The sequence below is a fragment of the Ruegeria sp. HKCCD6428 genome (assembly GCF_013110595.1).
Lineage (GTDB): Bacteria > Pseudomonadota > Alphaproteobacteria > Rhodobacterales > Rhodobacteraceae > Ruegeria.
Window position 1 is genome coordinate 90113 of sequence record NZ_WVQX01000007.1, and the last position, 21661, is coordinate 111773.

At 57.1% G+C, this 21661-nt stretch carries 24 protein-coding genes; 6 read left to right on the forward strand and 18 right to left on the reverse strand.

What is annotated here, in order from left to right; translation table 11 throughout:
* Nucleotides 1–57: 57 nt before the first annotated feature.
* The 4 genes from GS620_RS15660 to GS620_RS15675 form a co-directional block, all read right to left on the reverse strand.
* Complete coding sequence (locus tag GS620_RS15660; protein WP_152456852.1) at nt 58–696, reverse strand: acyl-homoserine-lactone synthase; 639 nt, start codon at nt 694–696, stop codon at nt 58–60.
* Nucleotides 697–779: 83 nt separating this feature from the next.
* Complete coding sequence (locus tag GS620_RS15665) at nt 780–1499, reverse strand: LuxR family transcriptional regulator (RefSeq protein ID WP_171363573.1); 720 nt, start codon at nt 1497–1499, stop codon at nt 780–782.
* 368 nt (nt 1500–1867) lie between these two features.
* Entirely contained in the window at nt 1868–3151 is a 1284-nt protein-coding gene (ccrA, locus tag GS620_RS15670) for a crotonyl-CoA carboxylase/reductase (protein ID WP_170346380.1), read from the reverse strand.
* A 136-nt stretch (nt 3152–3287) separates the two neighbouring features.
* Nucleotides 3288–4652 (reverse strand): 1-acyl-sn-glycerol-3-phosphate acyltransferase, encoded by a 1365-nt coding sequence (locus GS620_RS15675; RefSeq protein WP_171233100.1) that lies wholly within the window; start codon nt 4650–4652, stop codon nt 3288–3290.
* 144 nt (nt 4653–4796) lie between these two features.
* Between GS620_RS15675 and GS620_RS15680 the strand changes: the two genes are divergently transcribed.
* The 3 genes from GS620_RS15680 (at nt 4797) to deoD (ending at nt 7934) form a co-directional block, all read left to right on the forward strand.
* Nucleotides 4797–6764: a protein meaA gene (locus GS620_RS15680; protein ID WP_171616805.1), complete on the forward strand. Its 1968-nt coding sequence runs from the start codon at nt 4797–4799 to the stop codon at nt 6762–6764.
* Between the two features lie 124 nt (nt 6765–6888).
* Complete coding sequence (locus tag GS620_RS15685) at nt 6889–7206, forward strand: H-NS family nucleoid-associated regulatory protein (RefSeq protein WP_171119689.1); 318 nt, start codon at nt 6889–6891, stop codon at nt 7204–7206.
* A 17-nt stretch (nt 7207–7223) separates the two neighbouring features.
* A complete protein-coding gene (gene deoD / locus GS620_RS15690) occupies nt 7224–7934 on the forward strand; it encodes a purine-nucleoside phosphorylase (protein ID WP_171616807.1) in 711 nt (236 codons plus the stop codon).
* A gap of 37 nt (nt 7935–7971) precedes the next feature.
* Here the strand turns inward: deoD and GS620_RS15695 are convergent, their stop codons facing one another.
* The 13 genes from GS620_RS15695 to GS620_RS15755 all read right to left on the reverse strand — a co-directional run bounded on the left by GS620_RS15695 (nt 7972) and on the right by GS620_RS15755 (nt 17788).
* Nucleotides 7972–8835, reverse strand: coding sequence for a DUF1989 domain-containing protein (locus GS620_RS15695; RefSeq protein ID WP_171616809.1), 864 nt, complete (start codon nt 8833–8835; stop codon nt 7972–7974).
* 290 nt (nt 8836–9125) lie between these two features.
* Nucleotides 9126–9266, reverse strand: a complete 141-nt coding sequence (locus GS620_RS15700; RefSeq protein ID WP_171119692.1) for a hypothetical protein — start codon at nt 9264–9266, stop codon at nt 9126–9128.
* 121 nt (nt 9267–9387) lie between these two features.
* Nucleotides 9388–10167, reverse strand: coding sequence for a succinate dehydrogenase iron-sulfur subunit (locus tag GS620_RS15705; RefSeq protein WP_152456842.1), 780 nt, complete (start codon nt 10165–10167; stop codon nt 9388–9390).
* A gap of 31 nt (nt 10168–10198) precedes the next feature.
* A complete protein-coding gene (locus GS620_RS15710) occupies nt 10199–10825 on the reverse strand; it encodes a sulfotransferase (RefSeq protein WP_171616811.1) in 627 nt (208 codons plus the stop codon).
* Nucleotides 10826–10972: 147 nt separating this feature from the next.
* Nucleotides 10973–11572: a class I SAM-dependent methyltransferase gene (locus tag GS620_RS15715; RefSeq protein WP_171616813.1), complete on the reverse strand. Its 600-nt coding sequence runs from the start codon at nt 11570–11572 to the stop codon at nt 10973–10975.
* 24 nt (nt 11573–11596) lie between these two features.
* Nucleotides 11597–13402: a succinate dehydrogenase flavoprotein subunit gene (sdhA, locus tag GS620_RS15720; protein ID WP_171616815.1), complete on the reverse strand. Its 1806-nt coding sequence runs from the start codon at nt 13400–13402 to the stop codon at nt 11597–11599.
* 18 nt (nt 13403–13420) lie between these two features.
* A complete protein-coding gene (sdhD, locus tag GS620_RS15725; RefSeq protein WP_117870336.1) occupies nt 13421–13792 on the reverse strand; it encodes a succinate dehydrogenase, hydrophobic membrane anchor protein in 372 nt (123 codons plus the stop codon).
* A 13-nt stretch (nt 13793–13805) separates the two neighbouring features.
* Nucleotides 13806–14192, reverse strand: a complete 387-nt coding sequence (gene sdhC / locus GS620_RS15730) for a succinate dehydrogenase, cytochrome b556 subunit (protein ID WP_152456838.1) — start codon at nt 14190–14192, stop codon at nt 13806–13808.
* 214 nt (nt 14193–14406) lie between these two features.
* Nucleotides 14407–15069, reverse strand: a complete 663-nt coding sequence (locus GS620_RS15735) for a DUF1194 domain-containing protein (RefSeq protein WP_152456837.1) — start codon at nt 15067–15069, stop codon at nt 14407–14409.
* 54 nt (nt 15070–15123) lie between these two features.
* Entirely contained in the window at nt 15124–16152 is a 1029-nt protein-coding gene (locus tag GS620_RS15740; protein ID WP_152456836.1) for a MaoC family dehydratase, read from the reverse strand.
* Nucleotides 16152–16358, reverse strand: coding sequence for a DUF1737 domain-containing protein (locus tag GS620_RS15745; RefSeq protein WP_171616817.1), 207 nt, complete (start codon nt 16356–16358; stop codon nt 16152–16154). The genes GS620_RS15740 and GS620_RS15745 overlap by 1 nt, the downstream gene beginning before the upstream one ends.
* Nucleotides 16359–16369: 11 nt before the next feature.
* Nucleotides 16370–16924 (reverse strand): NnrU family protein, encoded by a 555-nt coding sequence (locus tag GS620_RS15750; protein ID WP_171616819.1) that lies wholly within the window; start codon nt 16922–16924, stop codon nt 16370–16372.
* Nucleotides 16925–16930: 6 nt separating this feature from the next.
* Nucleotides 16931–17788, reverse strand: coding sequence for a CoA ester lyase (locus tag GS620_RS15755; RefSeq protein WP_171171159.1), 858 nt, complete (start codon nt 17786–17788; stop codon nt 16931–16933).
* A 171-nt stretch (nt 17789–17959) separates the two neighbouring features.
* Here GS620_RS15755 and GS620_RS15760 point away from each other — a divergent pair, with 171 nt between their 5' ends.
* Complete coding sequence (locus GS620_RS15760) at nt 17960–18265, forward strand: hypothetical protein (RefSeq protein WP_171363566.1); 306 nt, start codon at nt 17960–17962, stop codon at nt 18263–18265.
* Here the strand turns inward: GS620_RS15760 and GS620_RS15765 are convergent, their stop codons facing one another.
* On the reverse strand, nt 18266–19021 hold the full coding sequence (locus GS620_RS15765) for a sulfite exporter TauE/SafE family protein (RefSeq protein ID WP_171363565.1): 756 nt from the start codon (nt 19019–19021) through the stop codon (nt 18266–18268).
* A 167-nt stretch (nt 19022–19188) separates the two neighbouring features.
* Here GS620_RS15765 and mdh point away from each other — a divergent pair, with 167 nt between their 5' ends.
* Both mdh and sucC read left to right on the forward strand, forming a co-directional pair.
* On the forward strand, nt 19189–20151 hold the full coding sequence (gene mdh / locus GS620_RS15770) for a malate dehydrogenase (RefSeq protein WP_171616822.1): 963 nt from the start codon (nt 19189–19191) through the stop codon (nt 20149–20151).
* A gap of 309 nt (nt 20152–20460) precedes the next feature.
* Nucleotides 20461–21654 (forward strand): ADP-forming succinate--CoA ligase subunit beta, encoded by a 1194-nt coding sequence (sucC, locus tag GS620_RS15775; protein WP_171616824.1) that lies wholly within the window; start codon nt 20461–20463, stop codon nt 21652–21654.
* The last annotated feature ends 7 nt before the right edge of the window (nt 21655–21661 follow it).

Below are 21661 nucleotides of genomic sequence, written 5' to 3' on the forward strand. Positions count from 1 at the left end.
GCGACCCTACAGGGCCGCGCCGACCACCACCAGATGTGGATTAGCGTTTTCCGACACTTAAGCGGACAGGGCGAACCGGTGCTGTTTCTTCGGCCCGAATGCGGCCTTGAACCACATCCGAGACAGGTCGCGCGGGATGCCCGCACGCTCGGCCACCCGGTTGCAGTCGTCCGCGGAATAGGGCCACAATCCGACTGAAATCTGATCGCGCCCGCTGCCCTGGGTTCCCAGAACCTCGGGCGAGGACCCGATCAGGCGATAGATTCTGATCATCCTTGCATCGAATACGCCGGCGATATGCGTCAGGCCGAAACCTTCCATCATTTCACCGCCGCTCAACATGATGGCGCCGGCAGTATGCGGGCTGGCTGTTCGGGACAGGCAGAACCGGGTGACTTCCCAGATCAGGGGGCTGCAAATCGGCTTGCCGCCATTCAGATGACCAAAAACCTCATTGATCATCACCCGACCGGTCGTAGGCAATACACGCATCGACCCTCCGTGGCTGCCATCCGGCTCTTCCCAGATGACATAAAGCGGATTGAGATCATCGTATTCGTCCCGTTCTTCGCCCTTCTCGTTGACGTGGACATCCCACCCCAACCTGGTCTTGAACTGATCCGCACGATCTTTGAACATCCCCTCTGCCAGAGTCGGAAATCTGTGTAACTCATCGGCATATAGATAACGCAACATGACTTGTTCCCCTTGTCGTCCTGTGCAGGAACGAAGGGAGTACAGAGTCGTGGTTAATTTTGCGTGTGGAGGCCGTTCGCCTCTTAAACCACTATTAATCCCCGGCTGAGTGCCGTGGCGATTGCGTGGGTTGTGTTATGTGCGCCCAGCTTTGAGCGCGCGCTTTCAATGTAAACGCGCAACGTATGCTCGGAAATCGTCAGGGAATGGGCCACTTGGGCGCGGCTGTATCCCAACGCCAAAAGTGTGATCGCGTCGATTTCCCTTGGCGACAAGCTGCGCGGGCAGTCCGGCTGCCTGTCTTTTTCAAACTCCAGCGCCTTGCGATTTATGTAATGCGCAACAAGAATCAAATCACGCCCGTAAGCCGAGACAAAGTTCTTCCAGGTTTGATCATCACAACTGTGGTTGACCGTGAACAGTGCGAACTGACCATTTGGACCCCGAATTGGGATGGAATACCCCTGATTTCCAACGCCATGGTTTTGCGCATCCAGAAGGAAGGCCTTTGCCACCTTGCCGGACCAATCCAACGACTTCCAGTCAACCGGATGAAACCGCTGGAAACACCCCAAGATCACAGGGTCGATACGGTGATAGTTTTTTTCCCTGTAGCGCTCATCCCAGGCGTCTGAATAGGTGGTGTAGCCGTATTGATCTCCGGCACCGTCAACCCAGTGATACGTCAGGTGCTCGACCTTCAACGCGTCCCGCAAACGCTCAGCTACGGCGCTGAGTTCTTCAAGCGTGTTGGTGTTTTCCAAATCCTGAAGGATTTGACCCAAATCGACCTTCGTTGCCATCCGCGGGCGCCTGTACCTCGTTCTTCAAGGACGCAATCTCGGCAGCCGCGATCAGTCTTGTGTCATCAAGCTGCTCTGCAAGCGCGCTCAAACCATTCGCAACGGCGAAAGCATTGAGATCCGACAATACGTCCAATATCCACTCATTTTGCGCCATCAGGGTCTCTCTGAAACAGTTAACGAAGGGTTAACACAACCATAACATGTATGATCTTTTTCAGCCTATTCGCCGGTTTCTACTCCCCAAAAATAGCGATGGGCAAAAATGCAAGCATTTGAAAGATCGTCAGAGGCCCGAAAAACGCAAAACACCCGCGAACCAGCAAGGTGATTCGCGGGCGTTTTTTTTCTACAACCCTGGCGGGTTGTTAGCCTGCGTCCAGGACTTCCTCGAGGGTACGCAGACCCGTACGCGGCGCCTGAACAAGAACGGACATATTGCCCGGCTTGTGCTCGTTCCGAAGCATTTTCATATGGGCCTCGGGCAGGTCATTCCACGTGAACACTTCGGACATGCAGGGGTCAAGGCGGCGCTCGACCATCAGCTTGTTCGCGGCTGCCGCCTGCTTGAGATGAGCAAAGTGCGAGCCCTGCAAACGCTTCTGGTGCATCCACATGTAGCGCACATCGAATGTACAGTTGAAACCCGATGTTCCGGCGCAAATCACGACCATACCGCCTTTTTTCACAACGAAGGTCGACACTGGGAAAGTGCTTTCACCCGGGTGTTCGAACACCATATCGACATTGTTGCCTTTGCCGGTGATGTCCCAGATCGCCTTGCCGAATTTGCGGGCCTCTTTGAACCATTCGGCATATTCCGGTGTGTTGACCGTGGGCAATTGACCCCAGCAGTTGAAGTCACGACGGTTCAGAACGCCTTTGGCGCCCAGACCCATAACGAAATCACGCTTGCTTTCGTCTGAAATCACACCGATCGCATTTGCGCCTGCGGTGTTGATCAATTGGATCGCGTAGGACCCTAGACCGCCCGACGCACCCCAGACCAGGACATTCTGACCCGGTTTCAGATCGTGCGGTTCGTGGCCAAACAGCATCCGGTACGCGGTTGCCAGCGTCAGGGTGTAGCACGCCGCTTCTTCCCATGTCAGATGCTTGGGGCGCGGCATAAGCTGCTGTGCCTGCACGCGGGTGAACTGGCTGAACGAGCCATCCGGTGTTTCATAGCCCCAGATCCGCTGGCTGGGCGAATACATCGGATCACCGCCGTTGCATTCCTCGTCGTCGCCGTCGTCCTGGTTGCAGTGGATCACAACCTCATCGCCAACTTTCCAGCGCTTCACCTTGTCGCCAACGGCCCAAACGATGCCCGACGCATCCGAACCCGCGATGTGGTAGGGTGCTTTGTGGCCGTCAAACGGGCTGATCGGCTGCCCCAGAGCGGCCCAGACGCCGTTGTAGTTGACCCCTGCGGCCATAACCAGAACCAGCACTTCGTTGCTGTCCAGGGTCGGAACATCCACAACTTCCTGCTGCATGGCGGTGTTCGGCTCACCATGACGTTCTTTGCGGATGGCCCAAGCGTACATTTGCTTTGGGACATATCCCATGGGCGGGATTTCACCCATTTCATACAGATCTTTTTCAGGTGCCTCGTACGACGCGATACCACTTTCGGTGTCCAAAGCCATGCCGGCCTCCTCTGTTCAGTGCCTTTGCCGCGACGCAGAATCGCGCGCTTCACAGACTGGAATATTGGGCGCTGAGTAATATTGCAACCGTTTTTGGCGCCATATTGTAATTTTATGACCCAGCGGCTGCAGAAAGTTATTTTGCGGACGCAGAAATTCGGTCACCTGAATCCGCCGGGACGGATGCGGCGTAATAGTCCAGAAGATCGCCGCGCTGACCTGATACGGACAGCATGTTCCCCTGTCGGTTCAGAATCCGGCGTTCAACCAGTTGATCCAAAGCATTTGATATGGCCTGCGAATTGTCCTTGGTCTGCGGATCATCGCGCTCCATCATCTGTCGGATTTGTGACAGCACGTCTTCTTCGGACATCGGGCCCTTGTCGCGCACCAGCAAACAGGCCGCTGGTGCCGGCACAAGCGGAATAGCATGCTGGATACGTTGCATCAGCGCCCGGGCCAAATCCGTCATCATGTCGTCGCTGCCCTTGGCCCGGAATTCTCTCAGAGAGATCGGCCTGCCGTATCGGACGGACGCCAGACCGAACCGCTTGTATCGGCCGATCAAACGACGCCAGATCTGTTTCACTATCCAGCGCGTGATGACGCCGATCCGCGCGCGAAACCGCCGCTCTGTTCCAAGTGCCGCGCGGGTCAGGATGGTATCTTCCAACACACGGTCGTAATTCAGGGCAACCGGGACAAACACCACATCGCGCCCCTGTGGCGACGTTCCATCCATAATGTATTTGAGCAGTCCAAGCTTGGGGCGCGCAATGGCCCCGGTCAGGCTCAGCCCGCCTTCTGGAAACATGGCTTGAGTTACGCCGGCTTCGGTTGCGTGGCGCACATAGGTGGACAGAACCTGACGATAGAGTTCGCTGCCGGACTTGCGCCGGATAAAATACGCCCCCATCGCCCGGATCAATCGGCTGAGCGGCCAGACCCGGGCCCACTCTCCTACAGCATAAGACAGTGCAGAATGTCGGGCTGCAAGATACGTGACCAAAACGTAATCCATGTTGCTCCGGTGGTTCATGACAAAGACAACCGTAGCTTCGGGGTCAATGTTCCTGACGGATTCTTCGTCCTGGTAGCTAAGCCGTACCTCGTAGAATGTGTTGCTCAGCAAGCGGGCCAACCGGATCGCAAAGCTGAAATAGGCGAAGGCCGAAAATGACGGAACGATCTCTCGGGCATAACGACGTGCCTGCTCCGAGGCGACGGCCTCGGGCATGCCGGTTTCACGGGCATGTTGCTGAACCGCCTGGCCGACCTGCGGATCATAAATCAAGCGCTGGATCATGTCGTGTCGACGCGCCAACTTGAAGGGCTGGATTGGGCGTTGAAGGCGCTGGTTCAGGCGCGCCACCGCGCGTTCCAACCTGCGACGGAAAAACCAGCGGACGGACGGAAACAGGAAATGCGATGCAAAAGTGACCATGGCAAAGACCACGATCAGCACGAAAAGCCAAAGCGGAAGTTCCACGGTTTGCGTCATGGCGGCAGATTGCCACCAATCACAGCTGCCCACAATCTGAACAATTGCGGCATGCCGCAACGCAGCGAATTGACATGTCCCGAAAATTGCGCTTTAGAACCTCAAGACGAAATTTTATTGCCCACTGAAACGCGAGGCCCCGCTATGACGCAGACGCAGAAAGATCGCCCCTGGCTCATCCGAACCTATGCCGGTCATTCCACGGCCAAAGCCTCGAACGCGCTTTATCGGGGGAATCTTGCGAAAGGCCAAACCGGCCTGTCCGTGGCCTTCGATCTGCCCACGCAAACAGGCTATGACAGCGACCACACTTTGGCCCGCGGTGAAGTCGGCAAGGTCGGTGTGCCGGTCTGTCATCTGGGCGACATGCGGGTTCTGTTCGACCAGATCCCGCTTGAGCAGATGAACACCTCGATGACGATCAACGCCACTGCGCCATGGCTTTTGGCGCTTTATATCGCCGTCGCGGAAGAGCAAGGCGCGGATGTATCCAAACTACAGGGCACGGTTCAAAACGACCTGATCAAGGAATACCTGAGCCGCGGCACTTATGTTTGCCCGCCCAAACCGTCGCTCAAGATGATCGCGGACGTAGCCGAGTATTGCTATACCAATGTTCCGAAATGGAACCCGATGAACGTGTGCTCGTATCACCTGCAAGAGGCGGGTGCGACGCCAGAGCAGGAACTGGCCTATGCCCTAGCCACTGCCATCGCCGTGCTGGACGAATTGCGCCCACGTGTACCTGCCGAGGATTTCCCGGCGCTCTGCGGTCGGATTTCCTTCTTTGTAAATGCTGGCATCCGCTTTGTCACCGAAATGTGCAAAATGCGTGCCTTCGTGGATCTTTGGGATGAGATCCTGCAACAACGCTATGGCGTTGAAAATCCGAAATTCCGTCGATTCCGCTATGGCGTGCAGGTGAACTCTCTGGGTCTGACCGAGCAGCAGCCCGAAAACAACGTCTATCGCATCCTGATCGAGATGCTGGCCGTAACCCTGTCGAAGAATGCCCGAGCCCGAGCGGTGCAGTTGCCCGCCTGGAACGAGGCGCTGGGTCTGCCGCGCCCGTGGGACCAGCAGTGGTCGATGCGGATGCAGCAGATCCTGGCCTACGAAACCGATCTGCTGGAATACGACGACCTGTTCGATGGCAACCCTGCTGTCGATGCCAAGGTCGAAGAGCTGAAAGAAGGCGCGCGGGCCGAACTGGCCAACCTGGATTCGATGGGCGGCGCGGTCGCTTCGATCGAATACATGAAGTCCCGACTGGTAGATTCCAACGCTGAACGCCTGAACCGGATCGAGCGCAACGAAACCGTTGTTGTCGGTGTGAACAAATGGATCGAAGGCGAGGCATCACCGCTTCAAACCGAAGACGGTGGCATCATGGTTGTTGATCCTGCCGTGGAACAAGAACAGATCGACCGCCTAAATACGTGGCGCGCAGAACGGGACGAAGCGGCCGTAACCGCGGCCTTGGCCGCGCTGCGCGAAGCGGCTCAGACCGGGGCAAACATCATGGAACCGTCCATTGCCGCCGCAAAGGCCGGCGCGACGACGGGCGAATGGGCCGAAGAGATGCGCAAAGTCTATGGAACCTATCGCGGCCCAACCGGTGTTTCCGGGTCTGTTTCGAACAAGACCGAAGGGCTGGACGACCTGCGTGCCGCTGTTGATGCCGTCAGCGACAAGCTGGGCCGGCGTCTGAAGTTCCTTGTAGGCAAACCCGGACTGGACGGCCATTCCAACGGTGCCGAACAGATCGCCTTCCGTGCCCGCGATTGCGGTATGGACATCAGCTATGAGGGCATTCGCCTGACACCAGAAGAAATCGTCGCGGCCGCCAGCGAAGATGATGCGCATGTCATTGGATTGTCGATCCTGTCTGGCAGCCACCTGCCACTGGTCAAAGACGTCATGGAACGTCTGCGGCAGGCGGGGTTGTCTCATATCCCAGTCGTGGTGGGTGGCATTATTCCGGACGAAGATGCCGAAAAACTGAAATCCATGGGTGTGGCCAAGGTCTACACCCCGAAAAACTTCGAACTCAATTCGATAATGGGCGATATCGTTACTCTGGCGGATCCTCGGAACCTCGCGGCAGAGTAAATTAGCTTAAAGGCACTTTTTCTCCTGTTTCCGTCTCTGAAAAATTCGGGATGGAATAAGCTGATATTTGGAATTACGGTGCGCGCTCATGTGCACCGTAATTATTATCTGATGGAGAAGAATGATGGGGATCAATCTTGAGAATATGCCACGCAAAGACCTTTTGGCTTTGCGCAATGACATTGAAAAAGCTTTGGTCAGGGCAGAAAAACGCGAACGTCAGGAAGCTTTGAAAGCCGCAGAAAAGGCTGCGGCAGAATTCGGCTTCTCTTTGTCTGAGCTGTCCGGAGAAGCGTCGCGCAGCGTTAAGCCAACAAAAACAAAGGCTAAATACCGCAACCCGGAAAACCCAGATCAAACTTGGACCGGTCGCGGCCGCAAGCCTCAATGGGTGCATGACGCGCTGACCGCAGGCGTGGATATTTCTGATCTGGAAATCTAATCTGAGCGTTTTTGAAAATGACAATTCATATTGGCGCCGAAAAAGGCGAAATAGCTGAAACCGTTCTTTTGCCCGGTGATCCCTACCGGGCGAAATGGGCGGCCGAAACGTTTTTGGACGATGTCAAACAGGTCAATAACGTTCGGGGAATGCTCGGCTTTACCGGAAACTGGAAGGGAAACCCCGTAACAATTCAGGGAAGCGGCATGGGAATGCCGTCTCTTTCCATTTATGTAAACGAGTTGATCCGCGATTACGATGCGAAAACCCTGATCCGCATCGGATCCTGCGGGGGGATGCAGGACAGCGTCAAAATTCGTGACGTTATTCTGGCCATGACATCAACCACGCTGAGCACGCCGTCGCGCGGCATCATGAAAGAGCTCAACTTTGCACCCTGCGCCGATTGGGGGCTGCTGCAAGCTGCCGCCACCGCGGCTGCCGCCAAGGGAACGCCGACCCATGTTGGTGGAATTTACTCGTCAGATGTCTTTTATGACGAGCGTCCAGATCTCAATGAACAGATGGTGCGTCACGGCATTCTGGGGGTCGAGATGGAAGCGGCCGAACTCTATATCCTGGCGGCGCGCCACAAGTGCCGCGCTCTGGCCGTTCTGACTGTTTCCGACCACCTGTTGACCGGAGATGCTCTGCCATCGTCAGAACGTGAAAGCAGCTTTGGTGAAATGGTGGAAATCGCGCTTCAGGCTGCGTTCCCCAACAGCTGATGGTGGGCAGGCACGAGGAAACGGGCGCCTGCCGTTGCTAACGCCCGTGCGAGCGATCATAACCATTGCTCGCAGGGCTATCCCACCCCTTCAAATCACCACTGGCAGGAGCGAACACCTCCACCAGCAAGGGGTGGCATGCAGCCGTGTCCGAGGAATGTTCCGAAGAACAATCCCCGCCCGGGCAGGCGCTGAGGTTGCCCAGCAAATCAATCTCGGCAAAAAATTCCAGAAAATCTCCGGGGCGCACGGGTGAGGCTTTCATGAAGTACTGACCCGTGTCGCGGGTGAAACCGGTACACATGAAGACGTTCAATACGTCGTGCACCGCGGGTTCGGCTTCGGCCAGCGGAATATTGAGGTGATCCGCAAGCGCGCGTGTCAGGTTGGAATGGCAACAATGGTGGTATTGCGTACCGGACAAAAGGTTGCCCGTATACGGATCGCATCGCGTACCGATGACGTCATGAACCGACCCCCCATAGGAATCGATCCCGTACCACTCCAGCGTATCCGCAATAATCGTGGCCATCGGGCGTAGATGAGGAAAACTGGACCACATCCGCTCTCCGGTGGTCAGATGCGTGCCATGCAGCGCCCGGGTTTTTCCGGAATAGAAGCGTTCCGAAAGGTCGTTTCGGTTCCAGAGGTTCAGATCGCCAACCTGCGGCCCCTCGACGGAAGTGATGCGAAAGAAATGGCCGGCAGGCACTTCAAAACAACGCGCATCGCGTGGCGGCACCAGCACTTCGCCCGTTTTGCTTGCGCGTGCGCGAAGGGACTTCATCCAAGGTACATCCGGTCGCGGCAATGCCTCGTTCGGGTAACAGATGACAGGGGCGACCGCGCGACGGGCTTCGGCATTTTCGGGCGGTTGTAGAGTGTTTTCTGAAACGGTCATGCCGGGCAGAGTGGCGCATTATTCAGCCCTCGGAAAGCCCTATCTTTCAGGGGTCACGCGCCTTCAAGCACCGCAATGGTTGGTCCAGTGCAGTTATTTCGGCACCGCAGAAGCTGCACCGCCAGATGCCGTGGCTCTTGTCCTGCCGCCACCTGCAATCACGTGTCAGCCCGGAATGGCGCGAGCGCCAGAGGAAATAGGCAAACACGCCGGCCGCCAGAAGAAGCAGAAGAACAGGCATCCCTCTGCTTTGCCGATAAACCGTCAGTTTGCAAGCCTTGCCGCCTGTATCAGGCTGCGTTTGCGTATTCGAAAAGCTCTGGTTCCTTGTCAGCCTTCGCAGGTTCGGGCGTGTAATAGGCCCATGCCTGTTCAAGCAGTTCCAGCGCGTCTTGGGCGTCGGTTTTCCGTTTGGATGTGTCTTTGCTCATTGGAGTGATCCTGACTAAAGCTCATCACTCCTCCCTGCCCAAAAAATAAGGCAATGCAGCCGGGGCTGCATCGCCTATTTATGCAAGATGGACATGCGAAAATCGCAAATCGGGCCTGTGTTTAGACCGCGCGCTCGACCATCATCTTCTTGATCTCGGCAATCGCCTTGGCCGGGTTCAGACCTTTCGGGCAGGTCTTGGCGCAGTTCATGATGGTGTGACAGCGGTAGAGCTTGAACGGATCTTCCAGCTCATCCAGACGTTCACCAGTGGCTTCATCCCGGCTGTCGATGATCCAGCGATAGGCGTGCAGCAAAGCCGCGGGGCCAAGATAGCGGTCGCCATTCCACCAGTAGCTGGGGCATGAGGTCGAGCAGCTGGCGCACATTACGCATTCATAAAGACCGTCCAGCTTCTTGCGATCTTCGATGGACTGTTTCCATTCTTTCGCAGGGCGATTAGTCTTGGTTTCCAGCCACGGCATGATGGACGCATGCTGGGCATAGAAATGAGTCAGATCAGGGATCAGGTCCTTGACCACCGGCATATGCGGCAGCGGATAGATTTTCACATCGCCCTTGATCTCATCCATGCCATAGATACAGGCCAGCGTGTTGATCCCGTCGATGTTCATTGCGCAAGATCCACAGATGCCTTCGCGGCAAGACCGGCGAAACGTCAACGTCGGATCGATCTCGTTTTTGATCTTGATCAGCGCGTCCAGCACCATCGGACCGCACGTATCCATATCAACGAAATAGGTGTCGACACGCGGGTTCTGCCCGTCATCGGGGTTCCAACGATAGATCTGGAACTTGCGCACATTCGTGGCGCCGTCCGGCTTTGGCCAGGTCTTGCCGGTGGTAATCCGGGAATTCTTGGGCAGGGTCAGTTGAACCATGTCAATTCTCCATTCAGCACAAGGCCGCCTTTCAGCCTGTCCGGGCGCATTCAGACGCCCCTCGGTTATAATGCCCCCAATGGGCGATGTTCACGTCGAAATCCGGCGAAAGCCAATCCGCAAAGCTTTGCGGATCGTCCCGGTCGATATCAAAGCGCAGAAAGCGCGGGTTGTCGTCAAAGAAAGCTTCGACCTCGGAATGGTGCACGTCATACATATGCGCCCAGCCCCGTTTTATCTCGTCGGCCGTCTGTCCATTGGCCTTGCAGCATCGCTCTAGGTACCTACCGCCGGAATGGTTGGCACGTGATGCGATCCAGTCATCGCGATTGCGCGTGTTCAGCAAGAAATAGGCGTCGGGGTAAGCCGCGTGCAGTTCTCGAAAGAACCGCGCGCCGTCCAGCATGAAGCGCGAATTGACAAAGGCGATATCGGTGAAGGCCCGAACGGCACCAAACCCATCCAGCGGTCTGCGCCCCATGGCAATATTGGTTACCATGCGATGTGCAAGGTTTAGACCCTGTTCATCTTCCCAATGCACCGAAGGAATCCCGCTGTTCTGAAACAGCTTGTGAAACGAGGTCGTCGCACAGCGGTTCAAGCCGATCAGGATGATCTTGGGATCGCTTTGCCCGGATTGGAGTTTCTCGACCGTCATTGCAAGCACCAGCAAAGCATCTGCCGCGATGCGCCTGGAATTTCACCATGACTTGCGCTTTTTTGAACGCCCTTCCGGCATGTGACAGGATCAAAAGCGGCTTGTTTGGCTTCCCAGGTCGATATGGTGCTTGCGCCAGTCACACGTTCAACTCCGCTCGAACACTTTGAACGCGGCAAAGCTGTTCTTTGAGGCATGCGCATGCCCTTTGACGGCAAACGGGTTCTCTTCTTCACAATAGAGCTGCCAGCCGGGCATGAATTCTTCAACCCACAGGGAATACGGGCGATGGCGCACATGCTGGTTGGAAGGGTTCTGGTCAAAATCAGACGAATAGATAACGACAAAACGCTTTGCCAGCCCGAACAACCGCCGCATGTAGTTCTCGAAAACGCTGTCTTCGGTCAGATGATAAATGACATCCAGCGAAAGAGAAACGTCATGCGGCTTAACCTCGGAATCGGCGTTTTTGAACACCCAATTAGGGCGGGATCGAAAAACTTCGTTGCAGCGACGAACGCAGAGGTCCGAGACATCAAGACCGGTATATTTCGGGATATCAAACAATTGCGCCTGATTTCCGTCGCCCGATCCCAATTCTACAACCGAGTCCACGCCTTCCATCTCGACCATCGTGTTGATGAAATTCGCTTTGTAGACGGCAAGACGCCCGTAAGACCCCGCTCCCGAGGTCTTGCCGCGCTCATATCGGCGTTGCCAATAATCGGTCGAAGAAAACTCTGCCATCTCGCCCCTGTTCCTGACCAGCCTTTAGAACGTCCGCGCTTTGGGCGCGATTTTCTGCAAGCTGATACCGCCTTGGTCCTCGGTCGTCAGCGGATCAACGATGACCGGACGATAGCTGAGCTCAACCTTGCTGCCCTCAACCCGGCTGACCGTGTGAACACGCCAGTTTTCGTCATCACGCTCGCTGAAGTCCTCATGCGCGTGGGCCCCTCGGGATTCCTTGCGGGCCTCGGCGCCGACGATGGTGGCAAGCGCGTTTGGCATCAGGTTGGTCAGTTCAAGGGTTTCCATCAGATCGCTGTTCCAGACCAACGAACGGTCTGTGACCTTCAGGTCGTCCATCTTTGCGGCAATCGCCGTCATCTTCTCGACGCCTTCGGCCATGGTCTTGGCGGTTCGGAACACGGCCGCGTCCGCCTGCATGGTCTTTTGCATCTCAAGCCGAAGATCGGCGGTTGGGATTGAACCGCTGGCGTTACGCACCGCATCAAAACGGTCAAACGCCCTGTCGACCGACGCCTGGTTCAGAACCGGGTTGGGGGATTCGGCGTCGACAACCTTGCCAGCCCGGATCGCTGCCGCCCTGCCAAAGACCACAAGGTCAATCAGCGAGTTCGACCCCAGTCGGTTCGCACCGTGGACCGAGGCACAACCGGCTTCGCCAACGGCCATCAAACCGGGAACGACCGCAGTCGGATCCTCGGCAGTCGGGTTCAGAACCTCACCCCAATAGTTCGTGGGGATACCGCCCATGTTGTAATGCACGGTGGGCAGAACCGGGATCGGTTCCTTGGTGACATCCACACCCGCAAAAATCTTGGCGCTTTCCGAGATACCGGGCAGGCGCTCTGCCAGAGCCTCGGCAGGCAAGTGGCTGAGGTTCAGGTGAATGTGATCCCCTTCGGCCCCTACGCCACGTCCCTCGCGGATTTCCATGGTCATCGAGCGCGAAACGTAATCGCGCGGTGCGAGGTCCTTGTACTGGGGCGCATAGCGCTCCATGAACCGTTCACCTTCCGAGTTTGTCAGGTACCCGCCCTCGCCGCGCGCGCCTTCGGTGATCAGACAGCCCGAACCGTAGATGCCGGTGGGGTGGAACTGAACGAATTCCATATCCTGCAAGGCCAGCCCAGCACGGGCCACCATGCCGCCGCCATCACCGGTGCAGGTATGGGCCGAGGTCGCACTGAAATAGGCACGGCCGTAGCCACCCGTAGCCAGCACCACCATCTTGGCGTTGAAGACATGCATGGTGCCATCGTCCAGCTTCCAGCAGACGACACCCTGACACTGACCGTCTTCGGACATGATCAGGTCGATGGCGAAATACTCGACATAGAACTCGGCGTTGTTCTTCAGCGACTGCCCGTACAGAGTATGCAGGATCGCATGGCCGGTCCGGTCGGCGGCTGCGCAGGTGCGCTGTACCGCAGGACCTTCTCCGAATTCAGTGGTGTGTCCACCGAAGGGGCGCTGATAGATCTTACCCTCTTCTGTCCGGCTGAACGGAACGCCATAGTGCTCCAGCTCGTAGACCGCCTTTGGCGCCTCGCGGGCGAGGTACTCCATCGCGTCGGTATCGCCCAACCAGTCCGAGCCCTTGACGGTATCGTACATGTGCCATTGCCAATGGTCGGGGCCCATATTCGATAGCGACGCGGCAATGCCACCCTGCGCGGCCACGGTATGAGAACGGGTTGGGAAAACCTTGGTCACGCAGGCCGTACGCAGGCCTTGTTCCGCCATACCCAATGTTGCCCGCAGACCGGCCCCACCGGCGCCGACAACGACCACGTCATATTCATGCGTTTCGTATTCGTATGCAGCCATTTCTTTCAGCTCCGGGAATTAAAGGGCAATGCGCGCGATGGCGAAGATGCCGGCCGCGGCCGCACCGTAGGACAGGCAGGTCACCAGAATGATCAGGACCTTCTCAAGCGTGCCGTGAACATAGTCCTCAAGCATCACCTGCGCACCGTCTGCGAAGTGTTTGAAGCCAACCGCCAGCGTCAGTGCTGCCACGATGGCCGGGAAGGGCCGCGAGTAGTATTCAAGTACCACGTCAAACGGCTGACCCAGAACCGGGCCGAAGGTGAAAACAAACAAAGGCACAAGGATCAGCAGAGCCACCGAGCTGACTTTCATCGCCCAGAAATGAGCGGTGCCGGATTTCGCCGAGCCGAGGCCAGCGGCGCGTTTGCGGTCGGTCAGATAACGCATGTCAAGCCTCCAATCACGCGACGATGACAAGGGTCAGAAGGGTCAGCACGACCGATCCGATGACAACGGCCCAGCCCAGCTTTGTCGCTGTGGGAAGGTCCAGCCCAATCGCATTGTCCCAGATCAGGTGCCGTACACCGGCCAGCGTGTGATACCAAAGACCCCATACGGACAGAGCCATCACCAGATCGCCAAGCACCGAAGTAATCACTCCGTTCGCAACGGCGAAGGCCTCGGGCGACGTTGCTGCGGCCAGAAACCACCAGACGATCAGCAGCGCCGCCAGCAGAAGCGCGTTTCCAGTGATGCGTGTCAGGATGGATGTGACCGACGTCAGCTGTGGACGATAGATCGACAGGTGCGGCGAAAGTGGGCGGTTGCCCCGATTTACATCGGCCATGGCGGCTCCTTTTCGGTTGGCTACCGAACGTTTTACTGTTTTTTGCGACACTGTCACGTGCTGCGGGTGCAAAAACCACTAAATTCAGCGCAATTTGACGGATTATTCCGGTATGTGATCACACAAAATATTGTCGTGATCACATTTAACATTCCCCTTCATCAATGTTAGCGATTTCAAGACCAAAGGCATGTGATCACGAATCTCCTGACCGTCATTTCAGGCCCGCCGTTTGCTGCGTCACTTCGCGCAGCAGTTTCTTGCGAATTCGCTCTGGGTAGTCCGCGAAGCCCGAGGCCGAAACGACAAAAGCGCCTTCACCCACGATGACATTCTCAAAGAAATAGGCCGTCAGGTCCGGTTCACTTTCTTCGATGGCCAACGCATTGACGACAATGCCGCGGTTGCGCAAAGCCGCGTGAACTTGCGTCGGTTCGACGCCTTCATTGGATACGCCGTCCCCGGACAGATCGATCAGTCGCCGTTTGCAATCGGAAACGGACTCAAATGCGTCCAGCGTCGTGTGCAGCGCCTCGCCAATCGCTGTCGAGAAGTTCCGCCAGATGCGTGGATCTTCGGCAACCTGATCGGCAAAACGATCCAGCGCCGCGAAACTGTCAACTCGGGTCCAGGGGATCGTGACCTGCTGGCGCGACGACCCGGTCCATTGCACCAGCATCAACTGCGCCTGACCACGAACCAATGCCTCGGACACGATCGGGTCACGCAGACCAGCGGCCAGCCCGTCCATCTGGATACGAAACTCGCTGGCGTCGACAGAGCCGGAAACGTCAACCGCCAGGGCCAGCGCCAGATCGCAGGCCTGAGCCGCCGGCGCCAGACAAACGCTGGTCAATATCGCGCGCAGAATATGCATGTTGCAAGCCTAGCACGGCTTGCACGCGAATGGCTCACATTACCGTCAGCACGCCTATTGCGGCATGAGCGCCCAATAGTCGAGGTCCAGAAGCACATCCGGCAAATACCGGCCCTCGTCATTCTTCAAAACGAACGGATCGCCACCCTTTGTCGCCACCAGACGCAGGCGGATCGCACCCACGCCGGGAACACCGGTTTCTGCCTTATCCAGAACTTCGGACCAGGCCTTGATCGTGTCGCCCGCGAAACACGGGTTGGCATGCGCGCCGCCATTCAGGCCGACAATCATCTGCGCGTTCGCAAGCCCATTGAACGACAATGTCCGCGCCATCGAGATCACGTGCCCGCCATAGATCAACCTGCCTTCCGGGCGGAACGTCAGGTCGAAATGCACCTTGGCGGTGTTCTGCCACAATCGCGTGGCCAGCATGTGTTCGGCCTCTTCCACGGTGACGCCGTCCACGTGGTCGATTTTCTCTCCGATTTCATAATCGCCCCAACGATGCGCTTCACCGGCCAAAGCGAAATCGTAATTCGAGAAATCCAGACCTTCGGGCACGATCAGATCCTGGGGCGTCAAGGCCTTCTTCAATTCGGGAACAACCGTTTCGGGCGCTGGCGCATTCACGTCTGCCTTGCGCACCATCACCCAACGGACATATTCGATGACGACTTCGTCCAATTGGTTCAAACCACGGGTGCGGACCCAGACGACACCTGTTTTCCCGTTGGAATTCTGTTTGACGCCAATAACCTCGGATACAGATCGCAGGGTATCACCGGCATAGACGGGTTTCAGCCAGCGGCCTTCGCCATAGCCAAGATTGGCAACCGCGTTCAAAGAGACATCCGGAACCGTTTTGCCGAACACCAGATGAAACGCCGCCAGATCATCAAGCGGACTTTCCGGTAAACCGCAATCCCGGGCAAATTCGTCCGAGGAATACAGCGCGTGACGCGCGGGATAAAGCGCGTGATACAAGCCGCGTTCGCCCTCGGTCACCGTGCGCGGCACGGCGTGTTGCAACACCTGCCCAACGGAATAATCCTCGAAAAATCGGCCCGGATTTGTTTTTACCATTACTGCTGTCCCAGTTTCATGTCGGGGGAATAGTCGGCTTCGACCTCTTTGGTCACAGCCTGCGCACACCGCATTACATTGTTGGCTGAGTCAAAGGCATAGGACGGGTCGCCGTGCAGCTCCCATCCCTTTGCCAGCGCATCTGACACCTTGTGGCAGAAGGCTGACGTGTCTTTTTCGGTCAACAAACGATAGAGTTTCGCCATGGGTCAGGTCCTCATGTGCCAAACGGAGACGGACCGACCAGGCCGTGGATATATCCGATAATCCCCAGCAGCACGATCGACGCCACAAAGAACATCGCATCCTTGCCAAAGGTTCCCGATTCACCGGGCGTCCAGTCGGGTTCGGCCTTGTTGATCACAACAACTTCGACCACGGCCCATGCCAGAAGACCGCCGAACAGGATGATCGAGGCCAGATCTCCGTTCACCAGCAAATGCGCAAAGGCCCACAGCTTGAAACCACCCAGCATCGGATGGCGAAACTTGTTCAGCACCCGGCCTTTGGTGCCCGCGGGGCTCATCATGAAGATCGCGATCAGAACCAACAGATTATTGACGTGAATCAGAAAGGTCGGCGGTGCCCAGACATAGATGAAGTCGGTCATGCGATAGCCGAACACCATCAGCAGGATCGACGCGACCAGCGCCAGGGCAACCACCCCCTTGCCCCCGTCGCCCATCGCGGCTCGGCGTTCAGGCGCCACACGTTTGAACAGATGTGCGGCCCACCACAGCGCCACGCCTAAAATCAGAAGAACAAAGCCCATGCTGGCTTACCCCGCTTGCAAAGCTGAAATCGCCTCTGCTTTTGCCAGAATTTCACGGGCCGTTGCAACGTGCAGGTTTTCAACGATCTTGCCATCCACGACGGCAACACCCTGCCCTTGCGCTTCGGTCTCTTCGAATGCCGAAATTTGGCGACGGGCCAGATCGATCTCGTCATCTGATGGTGCGAATGCTGTGTTGGCCACATCGACCTGGGCCGGATGGATCAGTGTTTTGCCATCAAAGCCCATGTCGCGACCCTGCGCACACTCGGCGGTTAGACCCTCGGCATCCTTGAATGCGTTGTACACGCCATCGATGATGATCAGCCCTTCGGCCTTGGCGGCCAACAGGCACAGACCCAGCGAAGTCATCATCGGCAGGCGATCGGGACGAAAGCGAGTTTGCAGCTCTTTGGCCAGATCGTTTGTGCCCATCACGAACCCGGCCATCAGCGGATGCGCGGCGATCTCGGCAGCGTTCAGCATTCCGCGCGGCGTTTCCATCATGGCCCAGATCGGCAATTCTCCGGTGATCGCCGCCAGAGCATCCACGTCAGCCGCCGAATTCACCTTGGGCAACAGGACAACATCGGCATCCATGTCGCGCACCGCCTCGGCATCGGCACGCCCCCATTCGGTGTCCAGCCCATTGATCCGGACGATCTTGACCCGCGCACCATAGCCCCCAGCGGCCAAGGCCCCTTTCAGCGTTTCGCGAGCGTTTTCTTTTTCGTCCGCTGCAACTGCATCTTCCAGATCGAAGATGATCGCATCCACAGGCAAAGAACGGGCCTTGTCCAGGGCCCGGTCCCTCGAGCCAGGAATGTAGAGAACCGAACGATAGGGGCGCAGACGAGGATCCATGGACCACTCCTATTGAAATAAAGTTGCGCGGAATGGGACATTTTTTGCAGGAAAGTTCAAGCACAAAATCGCCGCACCGCAGCAAACCCGACGCAACGTGCGTTCCCTTAACCGGATTTCGTCCCTTGCCACCCACCCTGATCGGCAGTTGGAATCAAAAAGGGGTACGGGATGCGAAAGACGGTGTTCAAGATGACGATGGGGCTTGGGATCATGGTCCTGGCCGCGCAACATGTGCATGCTCAGGGTCAAAACTGTGCGCCCAGAGAAGCTGTACTGGAACGGTTGCACGAGGCCTATGGCGAAACGCGCAGGGGTTTGGGACTGGCCCGGAAAGGCGCCGTCATGGAGCTTTTTGCCTCGAACGAAACCGGCAGCTGGACGATCACGGTGACGTTGCCCAACGGGATCACCTGCCTTGTGGCTTCTGGTCAGGCTTTTGAAGAGGTGGCCGAGGCGCTGCGACCCAATGCCTGATCAGGTAAGCGCGTCCCAGATCAGCTTGCTGCCGGTGAGTGTCAGCAGCACATAGGCAAGCCCGAAGAACAGGCGTTCGGACAACATGAAATGTGCCCGGACGCCCAGCCATGCCCCCAGGATCGCAAAGGGTGCCAGCAGCAAATCCGCCCATAACGTCTGCCATGTGAACATACCCAGATAAGCATAAGGTATGAATTTCGCGATATTGATCACCCAGAAAACCAGTACCGTACTGGCTTGAAATTTCGTTTTCGTCAGGCGTTGCGACAATAGATAGACCGCTGCCGGGGGGCCACCGGCATGGCTGACGAAACTTGTGAAACCCGCGACCAGCCCGGCAAACAAACCGGAAGACGGCGGCAGTCGCCTGGCAAACCCGCGCACCCACCCTTTCGACTGCGCGATGTGCCAGATTACGAACCCGACCGAGATGCCACCAATCAGCAGACGCAACAGATCATCATCTGTTGCACGATAAAGCCACGCACCCATCGCCACACCGGGCACGGCGCCAAGGATCAGCAGACGGGAATCCGGCCAGCTCCACCGCCTCCAATAGGGACCTAACGTGGCCACGTCGATCACCATCAAGATCGGCAGCATCAGGGCCAAAGCCTGCCCGGGCGTCAGGATCAAGGCCAGAATCGACGACGAGGCAAAGGCCACGCCGGAACCGAAACCGCCCTTTGAAATACCGGCAAAGATCACGGCAGGGATCGCCACGGCAAAAAACATCAAGTTCAATTCGAACATGCGACAGTCCCGGTTTTGGCTTGTCTCAAAGGCCGTTTAGCGCAATCAAAGCAGGGCCTGCAAACAGTATGCGGTTGTATGCCACGTCGCAGAACTCTTGCCTATTGACGTTTTAACGACTAGCACAACCGCGATTTCAATACCGACCGGATATGGAGAAATTCCAAATGGCCAGACCCAAGATTGCGCTGATCGGCGCGGGGAACATCGGCGGCACGCTCGCACATCTCGCAGCTGTCAAAGAACTGGGTGACGTTGTCCTGTTTGACATCGCAGACGGGCTGCCTCAGGGTAAGGCGCTCGACATCGCTGAATCCGGCCCTTCGGAAGGGTTCGACGCCTCGATGAAAGGCACCAGCGACTATGCCGATATCGCTGGCGCGGATGTTTGCATCGTGACCGCAGGCGTGGCCCGCAAACCGGGCATGAGCCGCGATGATCTGCTGGGCATCAACCTGAAAGTCATGAAGTCGGTTGGTGAAGGCATCGCAGCCCACGCACCCGAAGCGTTCGTTATCTGCATCACCAACCCGCTGGACGCGATGGTCTGGGCCTTGCGCGAATTCTCGGGCCTGCCGCACAACAAGGTCTGCGGCATGGCAGGGGTGCTTGACTCGGCGCGCTTTGCACACTTCCTGTCGGAAGAGTTCAACGTCTCGATGCGCGACGTCACCGCCTTCGTTCTGGGCGGCCACGGCGACACCATGGTGCCGTCGGTCCGTTACTCGACCGTTGCCGGCATTCCGCTGCCTGATCTGGTCGAGATGGGCTGGACCACGCAAGAGAAACTGGACGCCATCGTGCAGCGCACCCGTGACGGCGGCGCCGAAATCGTTGGCCTGCTGAAAACCGGTTCGGCCTATTACGCGCCTGCAACGTCGGCGATCGAAATGGCCGAAGCCTATCTGAAAGACCAGAGGCGCGTTCTGCCCTGCGCGGCCTACTGCAACGGCGAACTGGGTGTAGACGGGCTCTATGTCGGTGTTCCGACCGTGATCGGCGCAGGCGGCGTCGAGCGTATCGTTGACATCAAGCTGAACGAAGACGAGCAGGCAGGGTTCGACAACTCGGTGAACGCCGTGAAGGGTCTGATCGACGCGTGCAAGGGCATCGACAGCTCGCTGGCGTAAAACAGCCCTGAACTCCGAATAACAGACCGGCCCGTTTCAGGGCCGGTTTTCTTTTGGTCCGCGCATGTCCCGGTCGCGAATGTTGGCGCAAACGCCGCAAATCCCTTTTTTCGAATGTGATTTTCTGACGCTGCGCAGTTTTTTCGAATCGTTTTGCCACATCAGAAATTTTGTGATCACACCCTAAAATCCCGTGATCACAAATGTTGAAAATCTTCGCTAAAAACCTATCGAGCATCAAAAAACCCTTTAAACTTGCCCGCTAGACACCCCTATAACGATTAAACGCAGTCAGACGGGACAGTTTCGATGAACATTCACGAATATCAGGCCAAAGCCCTCCTTCGCAGCTATGGCGCACCGGTGTCCGATGGTCGCGCCGTGTTGCGCGCCGAAGAAGCCAAAACCGCAGCAGGTGAGCTGGACGGCCCGCTCTGGGTTGTCAAAGCACAGATCCACGCGGGTGGTCGCGGCAAGGGTTCGTTCAAAGAGGCCGACGCCGGTGAAAAAGGCGGTGTTCGTCTGACCAAATCGGTTGAAGAAGCCGCTGAAGAAGCCAAAAAGATGCTGGGCCGTACACTGGTCACGCATCAGACCGGTCCGGCAGGCAAGCAAGTCAACCGCATCTATATCGAAGCAGGCTCGGGCATTGAACGGGAACTGTACCTGGCCCTGTTGGTAGATCGCCAAACCAGCCGCATTTCCTTCGTCTGTTCGACCGAGGGCGGCATGGACATCGAAGAAGTGGCCGCCGCAACGCCCGAGAAAATCCTGTCCTTCTCGGTCGATCCGGCCACCGGTTACATGCCGTATCACGGTCGCCGCATCGCCTTCTCGCTGGGTCTGGAAGGCCCGCAAGTCAAGCAATGCGTCAAACTGATGAGCCAGCTCTATCAAGCCTTCGTCGAGAAGGACATGGAGATGCTGGAGATCAACCCGCTGATCGTTTCCGACAGCGGCGATCTCAAGGTGCTGGACGCCAAGGTCGGCTTTGACGGCAACGCGGTCTACCGCCACCCGGATATTGCCGAACTTCGAGACACGACCGAGGAAGACCCCAAGGAACTGGAAGCGTCGAAATACGACCTGAACTACATCGCGCTGGATGGTGAGATCGGCTGTATGGTCAACGGTGCCGGTCTGGCCATGGCCACGATGGACATCATCAAGCTTTATGGTGCCGAGCCTGCCAACTTCCTCGACGTGGGTGGCGGCGCCACCAAAGAGAAGGTGACCGAAGCGTTTAAGATCATCACCTCGGACCCGCAGGTCAAAGGCATTCTGGTCAACATCTTCGGCGGCATCATGCGCTGTGACGTGATCGCCGAGGGTGTCGTGGCCGCGGTGAAAGAGGTCGGCCTGAAGGTTCCGCTGGTCGTGCGTCTGGAAGGCACGAATGTCGAAAAAGGCAAAGAGATCATCAACACCTCTGGCCTCGACGTGATCGCGGCGGACAACCTGAAAGACGGTGCCGAAAAGATCGTGAAAGCGGTCAAGGGTTAAGCTTGTT